The organism is Streptomyces sp. NBC_00078 (assembly GCF_026343335.1).
Classification (GTDB): Bacteria; Actinomycetota; Actinomycetes; order Streptomycetales; family Streptomycetaceae; genus Streptomyces.
The window spans coordinates 8919884-8938269 of sequence record NZ_JAPELX010000001.1 but is presented as its reverse complement, the minus strand read 5'-3'; the positions used below and the strand labels follow the sequence as shown (position 1 = coordinate 8938269).

Here is an 18386-nt window from a genome sequence, read left to right as displayed (position 1 = left end):
AGCTCCAGTGCGTGTCCATGGAGCGTTGTCGGCGCTATCGACTCAACCAGGTTGACAGGCGTTTGGGACGTCTGGGAGACCCTGGTGATACAGGTACTGAGAGAGCCCCCTTGCCTGGTGCGCTGACTCACCTCAGTACTGTGACTTCGCATGAGCGACACCGAGATCGAGATCACCCCAGACCTGGTCCGCGATCTGCTGCAGGAGCAACATCCAGATCTTGCAGGGCTGGCCATCCGCGAGGTGGCGGGCGGGTGGGGTAACCAAATGTGGCGTCTCGGTGACGAGTTGGCCGTGCGCATGCAGCGTATGGACCCCACCCCGGAACGCCAGCTCAAGGAGCGGCGGTGGCTTCCCGTGCTGGCCCCGCGCCTGCCGCTCCCGGTACCCCTCCCGGTGCGGTTCGGCGAGCCGTCCGAGCGTTTCCCCAAGCACTGGACCGTGATGACGTGGGTTCCCGGCGAGCCGCTGGACCACGGCTCGATCAGCCGCGGCGGCCACGCGGCCGACACGCTGGCGGGTTTCCTCCGGGCGCTCCATGTGGAGGCGCCCGCCGAGGCGCCGATCGCCACGGACCGCGGTGGCCATCCCAAGAACTGCGCGGAGGGCTTCGAGAACTTCTTCCAGGCCGTTGTCCCCGACGACATCGCTGCCGACGTGCGGGCTGTCTGGAACGATGCCGTTGCGGCCCAGGCGTGGGAGGGCCCGCGGGTGTGGCTGCATGGCGACCTTCATCCCGCGAACGTCGTTGTCTCGGAGGGGACGCTCGCGGGCATCGTGGACTTCGGCGACATGTTCGCCGGCGATCCGGCGTGGGACCTCGCCGCCGCATGGGTGCTGCTGCCCGCGGGCACGGCCTCACGGTTCTTCGACATGTACGCGTGTGCAGACGAGGCGGCGATCCCGCGTGCCCGCGGGTTGGCCGCCATGAAGAGCCTCTTCCTGATGCTCATGGGGCGGAACGGAGATCGGGGCCTTCCCGGCGGCAAGCCGAACTGGGGACCTGCAGGTCGGGCGGCACTTGATCGTGTTCTGAAGGGTGTTTAATGCATGCTTCTTTGCTTGTCGTTGACTTTCAGGCGTTCGGCGGGGTCGCGGCAACGGTGACCTGGGCTGTCCATGACCCCGGTTCGCGGGGCGGATCCCAGGTCACGTCGACGTCAGCTTCGTGGAAGTCGTGTGCGAGTCCCACCACCATGGCGGCCCCGGCGGCCCGTGCCTCGGCTGGGTCGGTGTTGGCCGGCACGTCGACAACACGCCCGCAAAGCATCCCGCCCTCCTCTGTGAGAACACTGTGGCGCCAGCCTTCCGGCGTCGCCAGCAGGACGATGCTTTTCGGCATGCCGAAGGGAGGCCGTCTCCTCTTCACACGCTCCCGTCCCGCCACGGAGATATCCAACGCTGCCGGCTTCCTGGCGGTTCACGCGGGCGGAAGTTCAGTTGCCATCGCGTACCAGTGGGCTGCGTGCTGCCCTTGGCCAGGCCATGACGAGATCACTGGGCGGGCGGTCACAGAGCGGGACGACGACCAGGCCGTCGGGCATCGCTTGGTCGACGGGAGCGAGAGCCGACGTGTTGTTCCACAGGACCGCTTGCAGGCACTCCTGGATCGTTCGCATGACCGGCGACGCGTCGTTGTCTGCACTGCCGGTCCAGTACGCCGTCCACGCCAGATCGGCGTCATCCGGCAGCCGGACCCACCGGCGGCCGGCGAGGTCGGTCGACGAGACCGAGGAGTGACCGGCGAGCGGATCATCGCCACGCATGACCACTCCGACGGGTACCGAGCGCAGGACGTGGGTGCTGATGCCCGTGTCGTCGAAGGGAGTTCGGGTGATGGCCACGTCCACCCGCCCGGCGCGGAGTCCGGCCGTCGGGTCGCCCAGGTCGGATTCGTGGATGGTGACGTGGACGTGCGGATAGCGGGCCCGGAAGAGCGAGACCAGCCGGCCGCCGACCTGTTCGGCCGCATCCGCCAGGGTGCCGACGGCGAGGGGCGCGGTACCCGCCGCAGCGGCCACTCGCCTGCGGAGCCCGTCCACCCGCCCCAACAACGCCCCCGTTTCGCCGTACAGAACCTCTCCAGCAGGCGTGAGAGCGACGCCCTTGGGAGTGCGTTCGAACAGCAGGACGCCGAGTTCGTCCTCAAGCTGCCGGATCGCGCGGCTCAGCGGCGGCTGCGTCATGTGCAGGCGGTTCGCCGCCCGGCCGATGTGCCCCTCCTCGGCGACGGCGACGAAATACCGGAGCGAGCGAAGGTCCACGTCGAGCACGATACTCGTGCGGTATCGGACGTTCCCCATGGGTCTTGGACAGCGGGCAGCGCGTCGGCCAACGATGGAAGCAGCAGAGCCGACGAGGAGGAGTCCCCATGGCCACCCCTGCACTCACGGTCGGGTGCTTCCCGTACGACACGACACGGGCGCTGTTCGACGGGACGGTGAGCACCGACGGCGTCGACGTCACGATGAAAACCGCAGCGACCCTGCCGGAGCTCTTCGCCCGGTTGATCCGCGGAAAGGAGTTCGACGTCGCCGAACTCGGTCTCACGTTCTACCTGCGGTTGCTGGAGACCGGACTGCCGTACGTCGCGCTTCCGGTCTTCCCCAACCGGGTGTTCCGCCACTCGTGCGTCTTCGTCAACACCCACAGCGGTATCACCGAACCGGGCGATCTCGCGGGCCGGACCATCGGCGAGTTCGGCGTCTACGGTCAGGACTCCGGTGTGTGGGCCAAAGGGATCCTGATGGACGAGTACGGGTTCAAACCCGAGGAGAGCCGCTGGGTCATCGGCGGCCTCGAACACCCCGCACCTCCCTTCGACTTCATCCCCCATCCGCACCCCGCCGACGTCGACGTGCGCGTCGCACCCCAGGGCAAGACACTGAGCGCGATGCTCGACGCCGGTGAAATCGACGCGCTGTTCTCGGCGAACGTCCCGCAGTGCATGCTCGACAGATCCCCGAACGTCACCCGGCTGTTCCCCGACTTCGAGCCGCTGGAACGCGACTACTACCGGCGGACCGCCATCTTCCCGATCATGCACACCATCGTCATCCGGCAAGAACTGCTGCGGGACCGTCCCGAACTCGCGCACGGCGTCTACCGTGCCTTCACCCGGGCCAAGGACGCCGCTGCCGACCGATACCGTCAAAACCGCAGGCTCTACCAGGTCCAGACCATGATTCCCTGGATGAACGCCCTGGTGGATCGCAACGGTGAAGAGTTCCCCGAGGACTGGTGGCCCTACGGCATCGCGGCCAACCGCACCGCCCTCGACACCTGCCTGCGCTATCACCACCAGCAGGGCCTGACCGGTCGGCAGTGGCGGATCGAAGACGTCTTCGCCGCGGAATCGCTCGACACGTAAGCCGCATCGGCCGCTTCCGGCGCCTGAGCCCCATCGGTTTCCGTTCGGGGAACGGTCACGGTGACTGTTGTGCGACACCCAGCGCTAACTACACGGCGTTGCTACTAGTAGACTGTCGCGACTTAATTTCGCTATGTGGTTGGGTAGAGGTGGCGTAGTTTCACGCGTGCGTCGTCGGTGGTGAAGTGCCAGTCGACTTGGCGCTGGTTGCTGTTGGTGTGCTGCTGCCAGGCGGCGAGTTCGGCGTTGAGCACGGCGAGGTCGTCGATGCGGCGGTCCAGGCACTGGCGGGTGAGCGCGGAGAGCTCGATCTCGGCGATGTTGAGCCAGGACCCGTGTTTGGGGGTGTGGTGGATCTCCAGGCGCTGGGCCAGCGCGAAGGCCTTTGCCGGGTCGAACGCTTCGTAGAGCGAGGCGGTGGTGTGGGTGTTGAGGTTGTCCATCACCAGCACGACCGTGGCGGCGTCGGGATAGTCCACGGTCAGCAGGTGCTCGACCTGGTGCGCCCAGTCGACCCTGGTCCGGCGGGGCCGGGCGTCGACGCGCCGCCATCCGCGCAGCGGCTCGACCCAGCAGAAGATCGAGCAGGTCCCCGAGCGGACGTACTCGTTGTCCTCACGCCGGTCACGGCCCGGCTGCGCGGGAAGCGGATCGCGGACGTGGCCGAGGAGCTGGTACGGCTTCTCGTCCATGCACACCACCGGGCGCGCCGGATCGAAGGGTCGGTGGTAGACCGCCAGGACGTCCTCCATCGCCGCGGCGAAGGCCGCATTCGCAGCCGGCGGAATGGTCCAGCACTTCTTCACATGAGGACGCAGTTCCGTTTTTTTAACACCCGGCCGATGGTGGAGTGGTCCAGATCCGGGATGTCCTCGACCAGCGCGACGTGCTTCTCCAGCAGGCGCAGCGACCACCTGGCGTGTCCTTTGGGCGGCGTCGAGCAGGCCAGCGCGATCAGCCTCGCCTCGACCTCGCCGGTCACCACAGAGGGCACCGGCGGGAGTGCGCGTTCCTTCCGGCCGACCGTGGCCCACACATCGCCGCCGGTCTCCGCGTAGCGCTTCGAGATCAGGCGGACCGAATCGCACGAGACCCCGACCCGGTCCGCGATCACCGCCCGCGGATCGACCTCACCGACCGAGGTGTCCAGCGCGAGCAGTACCCGCGCCCGCCTGATCATCGACGCGCTGCGGACCCCCGTCGTCGTCACACGCTCCAACGCCCGACGATCTTCGGCGCTCAACGCGACCGGATACTTCTTCTGCGAGGACACGGCACCCCTGCCCAGTCGAACGGAAGCGACAAGCGAAGCTCGCCCGACCCCAACTCCACCAACCAGCACGACACTTAGTCGCGACAGTCTACTAGTCCTGCGCTGTGCCTGGTTGCTGTCAGACGTGGACCCGCACCACGTTGAACGGCAGGTGCGGGTCGGCGATCTGGAATTGGAAGTTGACGATCAGCAGGTCGTGGCCGTCGACGGCCGCCGTGGAGGGGCTGCGCATGCGTGCCCGTGAATGCTGCGCACGAGCTGGGCGCGGGTGTAGTCGTGGCTCAGCTTCAGGACGCTGATCTGGCCTTCCGGGTGGTCGAGTTCGGTGACGGCGGTGAGGCCGACCGACTGGTGAACGAGTGGTACGGGTCAGCGTGCCGGCAACTCGGCGCGCGCCCCGCGTACGCGGTGCTGTCGACCTTGCTGGGCCAACTGCGGGCCGAGTACGACCGCCCGGAGTCGGCCGTCTCGGCGGAGATCCTCCAACTCCGGCTGGCCACCGTGCTGTTGCAGATTGACCGACTGCCCCACCCCGACGGCGGGAGCGACCCGCACGCGGGTGGTGAGGTCTACGCCCGCTTCCGAGCCGAGCTGGAGCGCTCCTACGCCACCACCCGCCGCGCCGCCGACTACGCCCACCGCCTCGGCTACACCGTCAAGACCCTCACCCGCGCCTGCACGGCCGCCACCGGGCAGCCCGTCAAACACGTCATCGACGGTCGAGTCGCCCTGGAGGGCCGGCGGCTTCTCGCCCACACCGACGAGCCGGTGGCGACCATCGCCCGCCGCGTGAGGTTTCCCGAACCCACCAATTTCGGCAAGTTCTTCACCCGGCACACGGGGGTGACGCCGGGCGTGTTCCGGCAGACCCACCAAGGGCACCAGTGAGAGCGGTTTTCCGGAGCTGAGTCCGGGGACCGGTCTTCGCATGGGATCTCTGATGGCCTCGATGGCCGGTCGGCTGTCCGTTTCCCGGGTGGCGACGGCTATGTCGCAGGCCCGGCCCGTCGAGCGGCACGAAGCGGACGTCGGGGCGGGGTGGAAACGTGCGGCAGCCGCGGAGTGCAGGGCGGGTCGTCCGGTCATGGAGACGGCGGTGGGACCGATCGGCGTCCGCCTAGCTAGGGGGCGGGTCGGAAAGACCGCCACCGTCGGCATGGTCAGCACCCGGTCGAAGGTGAGCCCGTCGATGGGGCCGAGGTGGTGCACGATGCCGACATTCATCTGACGGGAACGCTCGGCGTCGTACTCGCTGGTGGTACTCGCTCCGGAGCAGCCTGAACGCGGCAGCGGCGGGGCCCGGTTCCTGTCCTGGCTATCACTTCAGGGCTTCTACCTGCTGGGTTGCTCTATCAGATGGAAAAGTATGCTGGCGTCATGAGACGTACTTCCTTCGCGCACTGGCCCTGCTCGATCGCTCGCACCATGGATCTGTTGGGTGACTGGTGGACGCCGCTGGTGCTGCGGGAGGCCGGGTACGGGATCAAGCGCTTCGACGAGTTCCAGGAGTCGCTGGGGATCGCACGCAACACCCTGACCGACCGGTTGCGGCGACTTGTGGAGGAGGGGCTGATGGAGAAGCGGCCCTACCAGACCGAGCCGGTGCGGTACGACTATGTCCTGACCGAGAAGGGCCGTGACTTCCACACGGTGCTGCTGGCGATGAACCGCTGGGGAGACCGTTGGCTGGCCGGCGAGGAGGGCCCGCCGGTCGTGATCCACCATGACCTGTGTGGGCAGGACAGCCATGCCGCAGTGGTGTGTGCCGCTTGCGGTGAGCCGATGACCGCCGACAACACCCACTCCAGGATGGGGCCGGGCTATCCGCCGCGCCTGGCCGAGCGCCCGGACGTCCAAAAGCGGTTCGCCGACTGAATCAGGATCCGCGGGAGACGCTGCCTTTGCTTGACAAGTGAGTCTATCTACACAACTTTAGTGGTCAGAGGCCCTTTCGTGGTGGGGGCTGTCATATTGACGAGGAGGGCGTGGGCATGGAGTGGACGGGTGCGTGCTATGTGGACAAACCGACGGTCGAGCTGCCGATCTGGATCGCCGCCCCGCCGGAACGGGTGTGGGAGCTGATCTCCGATATCGAACTGATGCCCAGCCTGAGCACGGAACTGCGGTCGGTGGAGTGGCTGGACGGAAAGACGGGACCATCACTGGGAGCCCGGTTCGTGGGCAGGAGCGAGCATGAGTCGCTGGGCGAGTGGGCCACCACCTCCCACATCGTCGGATACGAACCCCTGCGTGTCTTCGCGTGGGCCGTCGAGGACCCCGAACACCCCTCCGCGATCTGGCGGTTCACGCTCGAACCCCAGGACGGCGGCACACTGCTCAGGGAATGGATGCAGCTGGGGCCCGGCCGCTCGGGTCTCTCCTATGCCATCGACCGCATGCCGGAGAAGGAACAGAAGATCGTCTTCGTGCGCATGCGCGAGTTCGAGAGGAACATCGGTGCCACTCTCGAAGCGATCAGGAAGCTGGCCGAACAGCCCGGAACGGTGGGTGTGTGATGCGTACGTCGACCACGATCGAGGCATCCAGTAGCTGGCCGGAGACGGTGGACTTCGTCACCGAGGCGGAGAAGCTGGGCATGGACATCTGCTGGGTGGCCGAGGCCTGGGGCGCCGAGGCGGCCTCGCCGCTGGGGTATCTGGCCGCACGTACCGAACGGATGCTGCTCGGTTCCGCGATCATTCAGCTCGCCACCCGCACACCGATGGCGATCGCCCGTGCCGCGATCACCCTGTCGAACATCTCCGAGGGCCGCTTCCTGCTGGGTCTTGGCCCGTCCGGTCCGCAGGTGATCGAGGGTCTGCACGGTGTTTCGTTCGCCCGGCCCCTGTCGCGTATGCGGGAGACGGTGGAGATAGTGCGCCGGTCCGTCGCGGGCGGCAAGATCTCCTACAGCGGCCGGGAGTTCCAGATTCCGCTGCCCGGTGGTGACGGCAAGCCGATGGCGCTGGCGATCCGCGCCGAACACGACATCCCGGTCTACCTGGCGACACTGTCGCCGAAGATGCTGCGTCTGACAGGGGAGATCGCCGACGGCTGGCTGGGCACCAGCTTCGTTCCCGAGGGCGCCAAGGAGGCGTACTTCGACCACCTGGACGCGGGGCTTGCCGCGTCGGGGCGGTCACGCTCCGACTTCGACATCTGCCAGGGCGCGGAAGTGGCCTTCGTGGAGGACGAGGACGCGCTGGTCACGATGGTGGGCAGCCGCAAGAAGGAGCTAGCGTTCAGTCTCGGCGGGATGGGTTCGGGGACCACGAACTTCTACAACAACGCCTACAGCCGGCAGGGATGGGCGGAGATCGCGGCGGAGGTCCGGGAACGCTGGCAGGCCGGGGACCGTGACGGCGCGGCCGGTCTGGTGACCGACGACATGGTGCTGGCCACCACGCTGATCGGCACGGAGAACATGGTGCGCGAGCGGCTGAAGGTGTGGCGCGACGCCGGAGTCGACACCGTCCGTCTCTACTCCGCCGGTGAAACGCTGGACGCACGGCTCACCAACCTCGGCCGGGCCATCGACCTGGTCCGCGACATGGACCGCGACGCGGCAGCGTAGCGGCCCACGCATGCAGAAGACACGTCAGGCGGCAACGACCGGAGCGCGACGGGTGAGTGGCACCGCCTTGACGACCGTGGCGAGCGGCGCGGGGGAAGCGGCCATGACCAGGCACAGCTGGGTGCAGCCCCCGACGGCCACCTCCCTGCCAGGCCGGGAGGTGGCCGTCGGGGGTACCGACCAGATCAACGCCGAGGCCCAGCACGGCCTGGCGTCGGAGACTGGGTCCAGCACGGCCCGGCGCCGGATCAGAGCACTGAACGGGATGCGCCATGACCCCAGCCGCGTCGAGCCGCCGGGCACAGGACGACATCGGACCAGTGCAGCCGCGGTGGGCACAGGGTCAGCGCCGGGTGCCCGCGCCGGCGTTCAGCGTGCGGCCGAGCGAGTGGGCCGCACGCTGCCGCTGACGCCGCCGGGGTGGTCGACCGCATCACGGATCTCGCCATCCTTGACGTGACCCCGTACGGCCTGAGGCTGAGGGCACTCGCGCCGGGCGTCACCGAAACAGAGGTCCGGGCCGGGACGCGGAGGGGCCGGGAAGGGCCAGGGCGGTCAGTCGTCGGTGGCTTGCAGGGGCGCGTCGGTCAGGCTGGCAGCCAGCCACTGCTCCACGGCCGTGATGTGGACGGTCGCGGCAGCGGCGGCCAGCAGGGCATCGCGTGACCGGAGCGCGTCGAGGATCTGCTCGTGGTCCTGGTGGGCGTTGTCCAGGGCGTGACGGGTCCTGCTGCCGCGGACGATGCGGACACGCTGGGTTCGGGTGGAGAGCACTTCCAGCAGCATCGACAACACGGGGTTGCCGACGGCTTCGACGATCCTGAGGTGGAAGGCGATGTCGTGGGCGACGAACTCCTCCACGGTCGCGACGGTCCGGGACCGGTCGAGGATGTTGCGCAGTTCCTGGAGGTCCTCCGGCTTCAGCAGCGCGGCGGCCAGCCCTGTCGCCTGCGGTTCGAGCAGTCGACGTACCTGGAGCAGCTGCAGAGCCGTGGCGCCCTGGGAGACGTCCGCGGCGAAGGAGAGGCTCTCCAGGAGCAGGTGGGGCTCCAGACTGGAGACGTACGTGCCGTCGCCCTGACGGGTGATCAGGATCCGCATGGCGGTCAGCGCCCGCACGGCCTCACGCAGGGAATTGCGGGACAGGCCGAGCTGTGCGGCGAGGATCTCCTCCTTGGGCAGCCGGGAGCCGGGGGCGAGTTCGCCGGCGACGATCATTGCCTTGATCTTGTCGATCGCGTCGTCCGTCAGTGCCACGAGCGTGCCTCTCCGTGCTGGGGGTGAGCGGGGCGGCGGCCCTGCCGGGCCAGGCTCGGGGGCCGGCAGAGCCGCGTGCGGGACGTGGCTATTCCTGCTTCTCCCCGGAGGCGAAGCGGGAGATGATCAGGGCGACGATGATGATGGCGCCGTTGAGGAACTGGTTCCACAGCGGAGGTACGCCCGCCAGGGTCATGACGTTCACGACCAGTTGAAGGGTGAGGACGCCGGTGAGGGCGCCGAACACCGAGCCCTTGCCTCCGTTGAGGCTGACGCCGCCGATGACGGTCGCGGCGAAGACCTGGAAGATCCAGCCGCTGCCCTGGGTGGCCGAGATGGAGCCGTAGTGGCCGCTGTAGAGGATTCCCGCGAAGGCGGCGAGGACGCTGCCGAGGATGAGGACGGTCCACACGATGCGGTCGACGCGGATGCCGGCGGTGCGGGCCGCCTCCGCGTTGCCGCCGATCGCGTACAGAGCCCGGCCGTGCCGGAGCCATGCCAGGGCGCTGCCGCCGATGGCGAAGAGCAGCGTGCACACCCAGACGGCGGCGGGCATGCCCAGCCAGGACGCCTTGCCCAGGTAGGTGAAGGAGGAGGGCAGCTCCACGATGGACTGGCCCTCGGAGAGGGCGACCTGCAGCCCGCGGAGCATGGTCAGCGCGCCGAGGGTGACGATGAAGCCATTGAGGCGCAGCTTGAGGATGAGGAAGCCGTTGACGGCGCCGATGATGGCGCCGACCAGCAGACAGAGCGGAACCGCCGTCCACTCGGGGAGGAGACCGAGTCCGTTGAACCGTCCGCCACTGGTCGGCAGGACGAGCCACACTGCGATGACAGGGGCCACGCCGATGGTGGACTCGAGCGACAGGTCCATCCGTCCGCTGATCAGGATGAAGGCCGTGGCGAGGACCAACAGGCTGAGTTCGGTGGACTGCTGGAGCACGCCGATGAGGTTGTCGGAGGTGAGGAAGGCCGGCGAGACGATGAACCCGATCAGGCCCAGGACGAGGATCGCCGGGACCAGGGACAGTTCACGGAAGCGCCCGAGGTCGACCCGGCGGCGCCTGGCGTCCGCGGCGGCCGGCTCGGCCGGGCTCACTGTGGGCTCGGTGAGATCAGTGGTGGCGGACATGACTACCTTCCGTGCTCGTCTGCGCCGGATGAGGCGGGTACGACGGATTCGGGGAACGTGGTGACGGGGGTCGCCTGGCCGGAGACTCCCTCGATGGCGGCGACGAGGTCCTCGTCCCTCCAGCCGTGGTCGAACTCGGCGACCACGCGTCCGTGGAACATGACGACGACCCGGTCGCAGACCTTGAGGTCGTCCAGTTCGTCGGAGACGATCAGCGCGGCCCTGCCGACGTCCGCGACCTGCCGGATGCGGTTCAGGAGGAACTCCTTGGACTTGACGTCCACGCCGTTGGTGGGGCGGATGGCCACCAGCACGCGCGGGTCGGTGGCCAGGGCGCGGGCGACGACGACCTTCTGCTGGTTGCCGCCGGAGAGGGCGGAGACCGGGGTGGCGGCTCCCGGCGTCTTGATGTCGAGGTCCCGGATCATGCGTCCGGCGAACGCCTTGGTACGGGCGGGCAGCACGGTGCCGAACGGGCCGAGCTGGTCGGTGACGGTCAGCGTCGCGTTCTCCCCCACGCTGCGGTTGTTGACCAGCCCCTGGAGGTGGCGGTCCTCGGGGACCAGACCGACTCCGGCGGCGAGGGCGGAGGGCACGCTGCCGGTGCGTACGGTCCTGGCGCCGACCGTGATGCGTCCTTCCTTGGCGCGGTGCAGACCGGCGATGGCCTCACCCACCTGCACATTGCCGCTCGCCGTGGCGCCGGCCAGCCCGACGACCTCGCCGGAGCCGACCGAGAGGGAGATGTCCTCGCAGACACCGGGCAGTGTCAGGCCGTCGATCGCCAGGAGTTCTGCGGAGTCGGACCGTGGGGCGGGACGCTCGCCGGCGGTGGCGGCGACCTTGGAGGCCGACTCGCCCGTCATCGCCTCCACCAATGCCTGGTGACCGAGTTCGGCGACGGGTGCGGTGAGGATGTGGCCCGCGTCGCGGTAGACCGTGACCGTGGTGCAGAGGTCGTAGACCTCTTGCAGGTGGTGGGAGATGAACAGGAAGGCGACACCCTGGCGCTGGAGGTCGCGGAGCTTGTCGAAGAGCCGGTCGATGCCGCGGGCGTCGAGTTTGGCGGTCGGCTCGTCGAGGATGATGAAGCGGGCGCCGAAGGACAGGGCCCGGGCGATCTCGACGAACTGCCGCTGTTCGACGGTGAGGTCCTTGGCCCGCGCGGTGGGGTTGACGGCCACGCCGTACTCGGCGAGCAACTCCTCGGCTCGTCGGCGCAGTTGCTTCCAGCGGATGGGCTGCACCACCCCGGTGCTCTGCCGGTTCAGGAAGAGGTTCTCGGCGACGGTCAGGTCACCGATGACGGTGGAACGCTGATACACACAGGCGACCCGGGAGCGCCAGGCGTCGATGTCACCGAAGGCGGGCGCCGGCTCGCCGGAGAAGCGCAGGGCTCCGGTGTCGGGCTGCTGGAGGCCGGTGAGGACGGACACAAGTGTCGACTTGCCGGCGCCGTTGCGTCCGACCAGGGCGTGCGACTCCCCCGGAGCGACGGTGATACGAGCGTCGCGCAGTGCGACGGTCGCGCCGAATCGTTTGCTGATGCCGGTCGCCTCGGCCACCGGGGCCGGGGTGCCGGGGCCGGTCGGCGGCGTGGTCGCGGTGTCCGCCATGGTGGATACCGTCCTTCGTGTGCGGAGGCTGGGCCGAGGGGGCGTGGGTGTGCACCCGGGCGGGGTGCGGCGGGCTGCGCATCAGGGACGGGAAACCTCCGTTTCCCCGACGCGGCGGGCGGTCGCTGTCGGTCGTCAGCCGACGTTGTTGCCCCACAGGGTCTTGTCGTCGACGGTGTCCTTGGTGACCAGGGGCGCGGGCAGTTGGTCCTCCAGGCCGTTGGGCAGCTTGATGATGGTGGAGTCGTGGTCGGTCTTGCCCGGCTTGAAGGTCTTGCCCTCGGCTGCGGCCTGGGCGTAGTACAGCGCGTACTTGGCGTAGAGGTCGGCGGGCTGGGAGATGGTGGCGTCGATCTGGCCCTTGCGGATGGCGTCGAACTCCTGCGGGATGCCGTCGTTGGAGACGATGCTGATGTGGCCCTTCTGCCCGGCAGGCTTGAGCAGGCCCTTCTGCTCCAGCAGGGCCAGGGTCGGCTGCAGGAAGACGCCGCCCGCCTGCATGTAGATGCCGTTCAGGTCCGGGTGCTGGGCGAGCAGGCTCTGCAGCTTGGCTGAGGCGACATCGCCCTTCCAGTCGGTGGGCAGCTCGAAGACCTTGATCTTCGGGAACTTCTCCTTCATGCAGGCGGCGAACGCCTCGGAGCGGTCACGTCCGTTGATGGAGTCCAGCGCTCCCTGGAGCTCGGCGACCTTGCCCTTGCCGTTCAGCTGCTTGCCGAGGAACTCGCAGGCCTTGGTGCCGTACGCCCTGTTGTCGGCGCGCACCACCATGTAGACCTCACCCTTGTCGGGCCGGGTGTCGACGCTGACCACGGAGATCTTCTTCGCCGCGAGGGTGCCGAGCGTGGAGGTGATGGCACCGGTGTCCTGCGGGGCCATGACGACGGCCTTGGCGCCAGTGTTCTGGAACACCTGCACGTTGGCGACGAGCTTGGTGACGTCGTTCTGGGAGTTGCTGACCGGCAGCGCCCTGATGCCGTCGGACTTGACGTCCTTGTCGATGTACTGCGCGTAGGAGTTCCAGAAGTCGGAGTCGGAGCGCGGCAAGTCGATACCGATGGCGGGCTTGCCGCCGCCCGAGGAGGCCGCGGCGGTGCTTTCGCGGTTGCATGCGGTGGCGAGGGCCAGTACCGCGAGAACGGTGGTGGCGGCTGCAGCGGTGGAGCGGATGCGAGCGAGCTTCATGGCCGTGTTCTCTCCTTAGCCAGGGGCACAGGGCCGCAGGGCGAGGGTGGGAGGGCACGAACCTGCCTGCGGGGGACGGGCGAGGTCGCGCCGGATGGAAGGTGCCGATCCGGAGCCGAAGAGCGCGGATCATGCCCAGCTGGGTCGGAGGTGAGCGTGAGTCAGGGGGACCGAGGATGCGAAGGCGAGCGGCGCACGGATGCGAGCCGAACAGCCGCACGGGGCGATGCGACTATTCCTCCGATGTTTCTCGGGGCGTTGAGGACGTTACGACGACGTTGCCGAGGTTGACAAGAGTTCGCCGCCAGAGATTTACGGAACATGGGTTTCCGGGCCGAGGAAGTCGCCTCTCCGGCCTCGTCAGGTCACGCTGACCCCTGGTGAGCTGCACATTCGTGGCCTCCGTACAGGACGGGCGATGCGCTGTGGCACCTCACGATTCGGCAACGTGGCGGTCTGAGCCGGTGGGGGCGAGGCAGGCGGGGGCGCCTCAAGGGGGGCGTGTCAGCCGGAGGAGCCGGTGGCATGCCCGCTGGCCACGGTTCCATCAGGGGCGGAACGCCCTCTGGCCTTATTCTGGATTCATCGGATGGCGTGGCGCGTATCGGCTCCGTGGCCATGCTTGACCTCAGGAGATCTGGCCACGTGAGCGCTCGACCGACCAAGCCGAGGAAATACATCCGAGGAATTCTTGTCAGGTGCGGATCTCCGCATCTATGGTCACTGTGCAGCCATACATCCGATGGCTGTCAAGGTGGATGCGCGAGAGCCGGAACGGGCCGGTCCATCACACACAGGCGGCTCCGGCTCCAAGGCCGACCACCCCCAGACGAATCCCGCATGGCAAGGGAGCTCACCCAGTGAAACTGCTACGAGTCGGCGCGCCCGGCGAGGAGCGGCCTGCCGTCCGCACTGACGACGGCCGGCTGCTGGACCTGTCCTCCGTGACTCCGGACATCGACGGCGTTTTCCTCGCCTCCGGGGGAGTCGACCGGGCCCGTGCGGCCGTCGCTGCCGGAGAACTGCCCGAGCTCGAACAGGACGGCCTGCGGGTGGGCGCGCCCGTCACGCGCCCCGGCAAGGTCATCTGCGTCGGTCTCAACTACCGCGACCACGCCGCCGAGACGGGCGCGGCGATCCCCGCGCGGCCGGTGGTGTTCATGAAGGACCCGGGCACGGTGGTCGGACCGTACGACGAGGTGCTGATCCCCCGCGGCTCCGTGAAGACCGACTGGGAGGTCGAGCTGGCGGTCGTCATCGGTCGCCGGGCCCGCTACCTCGACGGTCCGGAAGCCGCGCGGGCCGTGATCGCGGGCTATGCGATCAGCCATGACGTCTCGGAGCGGGAATTCCAGCTGGAGTACTCGCCGCAGTGGGACCTGGGCAAATCCTGCGAGACCTTCAACCCGCTCGGACCCTGGCTGGTGACCGCCGACGAGGTCGGCGACCCGCAGAACCTCGGCCTGCACCTGAGCGTCAACGGCGTGAAGCGGCAGGACGGCCACACGAGCGACATGGTCTTCCCGGTCGACCACATCGTGTCGTACCTGAGCCAGTACATGGTCCTGGAGCCCGGTGACGTGATCAACACCGGTACGCCCGCGGGCGTGGCCCTCGGCCTCCCCGGCACTCCCTTCCTGCGCCCCGGCGACACCGTCGAGCTCTCCGTCGACGGCCTCGGCCTGCAGCGCCAGACCTTCGCCCAAGCGTGAAAGGCAGCACCCCCTTGACTGCGACACCCGTACGGATCACCGCCGTCGACACCTACGACATCCGCTTCCCCACCTCGCGGGAACTGGACGGCTCCGACGCGATGAACCCGGATCCCGACTACTCCGCCGCCTACGTCGTGCTGCGCACCGACGCCGGAGACGGACACGAAGGCCATGGCTTCACCTTCACCATCGGCCGCGGCAACGACGTCCAGGTCGCCGCGATCGAGGCGCTGCGGCCCCATCTCGTGGGCCGTGACGTCCGGGAACTGTGTGCCGACCCCGGCTCAATCAGCCGCGACCTGATCGGCGACAGCCAACTACGCTGGCTCGGCCCCGAGAAGGGCGTGATGCACATGGCGATCGGCGCGGTGGTCAACGCCGTGTGGGATCTCGCAGCCAAGCGCGAGGACAAGCCGCTCTGGCAGCTGCTCGCCCACGCCGACCCCGAATGGCTGGTCTCCCAGGTCGACTTCCGCTACATCGCCGACGCCCTCACCCCCGAGGACGCCCTCACCCTCCTGCGCGACGGCCGGACGGGCCTCGCCGAGCGAGAGGCGGTCCTGCTGGAGCGCGGCTACCCCGGCTACACGACATCCCCCGGCTGGCTCGGCTACTCCGACGAGAAACTCACCCGGCTCGCGAAGCAGGCCGTCGCCGACGGCTTCACCCAGATCAAGCTCAAGGTCGGCGCCGACCTGAACGACGACATCCGGCGGATGCGCACCGCCCGAGCGGCCGTCGGCGACCGCATCCGCATCGCCATCGACGCCAACCAGCGCTGGAACGTGGACGAGGCCATCGAGTGGACGAAGGCGCTCACCGAGTTCGACCCGTACTGGATCGAGGAGCCGACCAGCCCGGACGACATCCTCGGACACGCGACCGTACGGCGGGCGATCGGCCCCGTGAAGGTGGCCACCGGTGAACACGTGCAGAACCGCATCGTCTTCAAGCAACTCCTCCAGGCCGACGCCCTCGACGTCCTCCAGATCGACGCGGCCCGCGTCGGGGGCGTCAACGAGAACCTCGCGATCCTGCTCCTGGCGGCCAAGTTCGGCGTGCCGGTGTGCCCGCACGCCGGCGGCGTGGGCCTGTGCGAGCTGGTGCAGCACCTGTCGATGTTCGACTACCTGACGCTGTCCGGCACAACCGAGAACCGCGTCATCGAGTTCGTCGACCACCTCCACGACCACTTCACCGCGCCCGTCGTGATGCGCGACGGCCACTACACCGCGCCGCTCACCCCCGGGTTCTCCGCCGCCATGCGGGCGGAGTCCATCGCCGAGTACACCTACCCGGACGGCACGTTCTGGGTGAACGACCGCGCTGTCCAGGGAGGGGCGGCATGACCGATCTGTCAGGACTCAGAGCCGTCGTCACGGGAGGTGCTTCCGGCATCGGGCTCGCCACGGCCCGCGCGCTGGCGGGGCGGGGCGCGGCGGTGGCCGTGCTCGACCTCGATCCGGACGCCGTCCGCGAACCGCTGCTCGGCCTCCGGGCCGACGTCACGGACGACACCTCGGTGCGCGCTGCCGTGGAACAGGCCGCAGAGCGGCTCGGGGGCCTGGACATCCTCGTCAACAACGCGGGCATCGGCGCCATCGGCACCATCGAGGACAACCCCGACGAAGACTGGCACCGGGTCCTGGACGTCAACGTCCTCGGCATCGTGCGCGTCACCCGGGCCGCCCTGCCCCATCTGCGGCGCTCGTCCCACGCGGCGGTCGTCAACACCTGCTCCATCGGTGCCACGGCGGGCCTCCCGCAGCGCGCCCTGTACTGCGCCAGCAAGGGAGCCGTTCTCTCCCTGACCCTCGCCATGGCAGCGGACCACGTACGCGAGGGCATCCGCGTCAACTGTGTCAACCCGGGCACCGCCGACACGCCGTGGGTCTCCCGGCTCCTCGCCGCCGCGGACGACCCCGACGCCGAACGCGCCGCCCTCGACGCCCGGCAGCCCATGGGGCGCCTGGTCACCGCGGACGAGGTCGCCGCGGCCATCGTCTACCTGGCGAGCCCGGCCGCGGCGTCCGTCACCGGCACCGCGCTCGCGGTGGACGGCGGTATGCAGGGGTTGCGGCTGCGCCCGGCGGACCGGTCGTGAGGACCGTCGGGCTGGGCGGCAGCGCGATACCGGTCTCGGAGCTGGCGCTGGGCTGTGCCGCCCTCGGCAACCTCTACCACCCGGTCGCCCACGAGACCGCCCATGCCACGGTGGACGCGGCCTGGGACGCCGGCATCCGCACGTTCGACACCGCACCCCACTACGGTCTCGGCCTGTCGGAACGGCGGCTCGGCGCGGCGCTCCGCCACCGCCCCCGCGACGCCTACACCCTCTCCACCAAGGTGGGCCGGCTCCTCGTGCCGGACCCGGAGGGCGGCGACGCCCGTGACGACCTCGCCCATGGTTTCGCCGTCTCGGCCACCCACCGCCGGGTCTGGGACTTCAGTGCCGACGGGGTGCTGCGCTCCTTGGAGGCGAGCCTGGAGCGTCTCGGCGTCGACCGCGTCGACGTGGCTCTCCTGCACGATCCGGACGATCACGCCGAGCAGGCACTGAGCGAGGCGTACCCGGCGCTGGAGCGGCTACGCGGCGAAGGCGTGATCGGGGCGATCGGCGTCGGGATGAACCAGTCGGCGCTGCCCGCCCGGTTCGTACGCGAGACCGACATCGATGTGGTGCTGCTGGCCGGCCGCTACACCCTCCTCGAACAGGACGGGCTCACCGAACTGCTCCCGGAGGCAGCCGCACGCGGCCGTAGCGTCGTCATCGGCGGGGTGTTCAACTCGGGACTGCTCATCGCGCCCCGGCCCGGCGCCGCCTACGACTACGCACCCGCTCCGCAGCCGGTGCTCGACCGGGCACTGCGGCTGCTGGCGGTCTCCGAACGCCACGGCGTGCCCCTGCACGCCGCCGCGCTGCGCTTCCCGTTCGGCCATCCCGCGGTCGCGAGCGTCCTGACCGGCGCGCGGTCGCCGCAGGAGGTGCGCGACACGGTGGAACAGCTGCGACGCCCCATCCCGCACGCCCTGTGGGACGAGCTGCGCGCCGAGGGTCTGCTGGACCAGGGCACCCCCGTCCCTCAGCCACGTTGACCGGGCAAGCCGCACTGATCGCGGCAGCCATGCCGTCGAGGGAGCCGTCATGAGGGTCGCCCTGGACACCAGGATCCGCGCCGACCGCATCGCGGAGTACGAAGCCGCGCACCGCGATGTGTCCGAGGAACTCACCCGGCAGGCCGCCCGTCGCATCCGGCGAGCTCG

General features: G+C 68.9%; 17 protein-coding genes and 2 pseudogenes. 11 read left to right on the top strand and 8 right to left on the bottom strand.

The genetic code is table 11. The features are described 5' to 3' along the window. The first annotated feature begins 150 nt into the window (after positions 1-150). Complete coding sequence (locus tag OOK07_RS41535; RefSeq protein ID WP_266801742.1) at positions 151-1047, top strand: phosphotransferase; 897 nt, start codon at positions 151-153, stop codon at positions 1045-1047. A 28-nt stretch (positions 1048-1075) separates the two neighbouring features. On the opposite strand, the gene OOK07_RS41530 is transcribed toward OOK07_RS41535, so the two are convergent. Next, a complete protein-coding gene (locus OOK07_RS41530; RefSeq protein WP_266801741.1) occupies positions 1076-1270 on the bottom strand; it encodes a hypothetical protein in 195 nt (64 codons plus the stop codon). 166 nt (positions 1271-1436) lie between these two features. Beyond that, the gene (locus OOK07_RS41525; RefSeq protein ID WP_266801740.1) at positions 1437-2264 is read right to left on the bottom strand and encodes a LysR family transcriptional regulator; all 828 of its coding nucleotides are present in this window, start codon (positions 2262-2264) and stop codon (positions 1437-1439) included. A 107-nt stretch (positions 2265-2371) separates the two neighbouring features. Between OOK07_RS41525 and OOK07_RS41520 the strand changes: the two genes are divergently transcribed. After that, a complete protein-coding gene (locus tag OOK07_RS41520) occupies positions 2372-3370 on the top strand; it encodes a substrate-binding domain-containing protein (RefSeq protein WP_266801739.1) in 999 nt (332 codons plus the stop codon). Positions 3371-3501: 131 nt separating this feature from the next. On the opposite strand, the gene OOK07_RS41515 is transcribed toward OOK07_RS41520, so the two are convergent. Further along, a complete protein-coding gene (locus tag OOK07_RS41515) occupies positions 3502-4176 on the bottom strand; it encodes an IS630 family transposase (RefSeq protein WP_266675648.1) in 675 nt (224 codons plus the stop codon). Beyond that, on the bottom strand, positions 4173-4643 hold the full coding sequence (locus OOK07_RS41510; RefSeq protein WP_266675650.1) for a helix-turn-helix domain-containing protein: 471 nt from the start codon (positions 4641-4643) through the stop codon (positions 4173-4175). Before OOK07_RS41510 ends, OOK07_RS41515 begins: the two co-directional genes overlap by 4 nt. Before the next feature lie 339 nt (positions 4644-4982). On the opposite strand from OOK07_RS41510, the pseudogene OOK07_RS41505 reads away from it, so the two are divergent. The 4 genes and pseudogenes from OOK07_RS41505 to OOK07_RS41490 form a co-directional block, all read left to right on the top strand. Further along, positions 4983-5531, top strand: a pseudogene (locus OOK07_RS41505) (helix-turn-helix transcriptional regulator); the annotation flags it as partial. A gap of 489 nt (positions 5532-6020) precedes the next feature. Continuing rightward, complete coding sequence (locus tag OOK07_RS41500) at positions 6021-6518, top strand: winged helix-turn-helix transcriptional regulator (protein ID WP_266801738.1); 498 nt, start codon at positions 6021-6023, stop codon at positions 6516-6518. A gap of 116 nt (positions 6519-6634) precedes the next feature. After that, entirely contained in the window at positions 6635-7159 is a 525-nt protein-coding gene (locus OOK07_RS41495; protein WP_266801737.1) for an SRPBCC family protein, read from the top strand. After that, positions 7159-8217 carry an LLM class flavin-dependent oxidoreductase gene (locus OOK07_RS41490; RefSeq protein WP_266801736.1) on the top strand — a complete coding sequence of 353 codons (1059 nt, stop codon included), beginning with the start codon at positions 7159-7161 and terminating at the stop codon, positions 8215-8217. The genes OOK07_RS41495 and OOK07_RS41490 overlap by 1 nt, the downstream gene beginning before the upstream one ends. 555 nt (positions 8218-8772) lie before the next feature. Here OOK07_RS41490 and OOK07_RS41480 read toward each other — a convergent pair. The 4 genes from OOK07_RS41480 to OOK07_RS41465 form a co-directional block, all read right to left on the bottom strand. Beyond that, positions 8773-9474 carry a FadR/GntR family transcriptional regulator gene (locus OOK07_RS41480; protein ID WP_266801735.1) on the bottom strand — a complete coding sequence of 234 codons (702 nt, stop codon included), beginning with the start codon at positions 9472-9474 and terminating at the stop codon, positions 8773-8775. Positions 9475-9562: 88 nt separating this feature from the next. Next, positions 9563-10606, bottom strand: a complete 1044-nt coding sequence (locus tag OOK07_RS41475) for an ABC transporter permease (protein ID WP_266801734.1) — start codon at positions 10604-10606, stop codon at positions 9563-9565. 2 nt (positions 10607-10608) lie between these two features. Next, positions 10609-12222: a sugar ABC transporter ATP-binding protein gene (locus tag OOK07_RS41470; RefSeq protein WP_266801733.1), complete on the bottom strand. Its 1614-nt coding sequence runs from the start codon at positions 12220-12222 to the stop codon at positions 10609-10611. Between the two features lie 135 nt (positions 12223-12357). Beyond that, a complete protein-coding gene (locus tag OOK07_RS41465) occupies positions 12358-13407 on the bottom strand; it encodes a sugar ABC transporter substrate-binding protein (RefSeq protein ID WP_266801732.1) in 1050 nt (349 codons plus the stop codon). 860 nt (positions 13408-14267) lie between these two features. Here OOK07_RS41465 and OOK07_RS41460 point away from each other — a divergent pair. From OOK07_RS41460 to OOK07_RS41440, 5 genes and pseudogenes are all read left to right on the top strand, one after another. Continuing rightward, on the top strand, positions 14268-15119 hold the full coding sequence (locus OOK07_RS41460; protein WP_266801731.1) for a fumarylacetoacetate hydrolase family protein: 852 nt from the start codon (positions 14268-14270) through the stop codon (positions 15117-15119). A gap of 14 nt (positions 15120-15133) precedes the next feature. Beyond that, positions 15134-16471 carry an L-fuconate dehydratase gene (locus OOK07_RS41455; RefSeq protein ID WP_266801730.1) on the top strand — a complete coding sequence of 446 codons (1338 nt, stop codon included), beginning with the start codon at positions 15134-15136 and terminating at the stop codon, positions 16469-16471. Next, positions 16468-17226 carry an SDR family NAD(P)-dependent oxidoreductase gene (locus OOK07_RS41450; RefSeq protein ID WP_266801729.1) on the top strand — a complete coding sequence of 253 codons (759 nt, stop codon included), beginning with the start codon at positions 16468-16470 and terminating at the stop codon, positions 17224-17226. The genes OOK07_RS41455 and OOK07_RS41450 overlap by 4 nt, the downstream gene beginning before the upstream one ends. Continuing rightward, positions 17223-18218, top strand: coding sequence for an aldo/keto reductase (locus tag OOK07_RS41445; protein ID WP_266801728.1), 996 nt, complete (start codon positions 17223-17225; stop codon positions 18216-18218). The genes OOK07_RS41450 and OOK07_RS41445 overlap by 4 nt, the downstream gene beginning before the upstream one ends. 49 nt (positions 18219-18267) lie before the next feature. Further along, positions 18268-18354: pseudogene (locus tag OOK07_RS41440) on the top strand (L-rhamnose mutarotase); the annotation flags it as partial. Between the last annotated feature and the right edge of the window lie 32 nt (positions 18355-18386).

Bases quoted from the DNA above. Each gene is read 5' to 3' on its own strand.
- OOK07_RS41520 (WP_266801739.1), top strand. From the start codon at position 2,372: ATGGCCACCCCTGCACTCACGGTCGGGTGCTTCCCGTACGACACGACA.
- OOK07_RS41490 (WP_266801736.1), top strand. From the start codon at position 7,159: ATGCGTACGTCGACCACGATCGAGGCATCCAGTAGCTGGCCGGAGACG.
- OOK07_RS41470 (WP_266801733.1), bottom strand. From the start codon at position 12,222: ATGGCGGACACCGCGACCACGCCGCCGACCGGCCCCGGCACCCCGGCC.
- OOK07_RS41465 (WP_266801732.1), bottom strand. From the start codon at position 13,407: ATGAAGCTCGCTCGCATCCGCTCCACCGCTGCAGCCGCCACCACCGTT.
- OOK07_RS41475 (WP_266801734.1), bottom strand. From the start codon at position 10,606: ATGTCCGCCACCACTGATCTCACCGAGCCCACAGTGAGCCCGGCCGAG.
- OOK07_RS41530 (WP_266801741.1), bottom strand. From the start codon at position 1,270: ATGCTTTGCGGGCGTGTTGTCGACGTGCCGGCCAACACCGACCCAGCC.
- OOK07_RS41495 (WP_266801737.1), top strand. From the start codon at position 6,635: ATGGAGTGGACGGGTGCGTGCTATGTGGACAAACCGACGGTCGAGCTG.
- OOK07_RS41535 (WP_266801742.1), top strand. From the start codon at position 151: ATGAGCGACACCGAGATCGAGATCACCCCAGACCTGGTCCGCGATCTG.
- OOK07_RS41450 (WP_266801729.1), top strand. From the start codon at position 16,468: ATGACCGATCTGTCAGGACTCAGAGCCGTCGTCACGGGAGGTGCTTCC.
- OOK07_RS41500 (WP_266801738.1), top strand. From the start codon at position 6,021: ATGAGACGTACTTCCTTCGCGCACTGGCCCTGCTCGATCGCTCGCACC.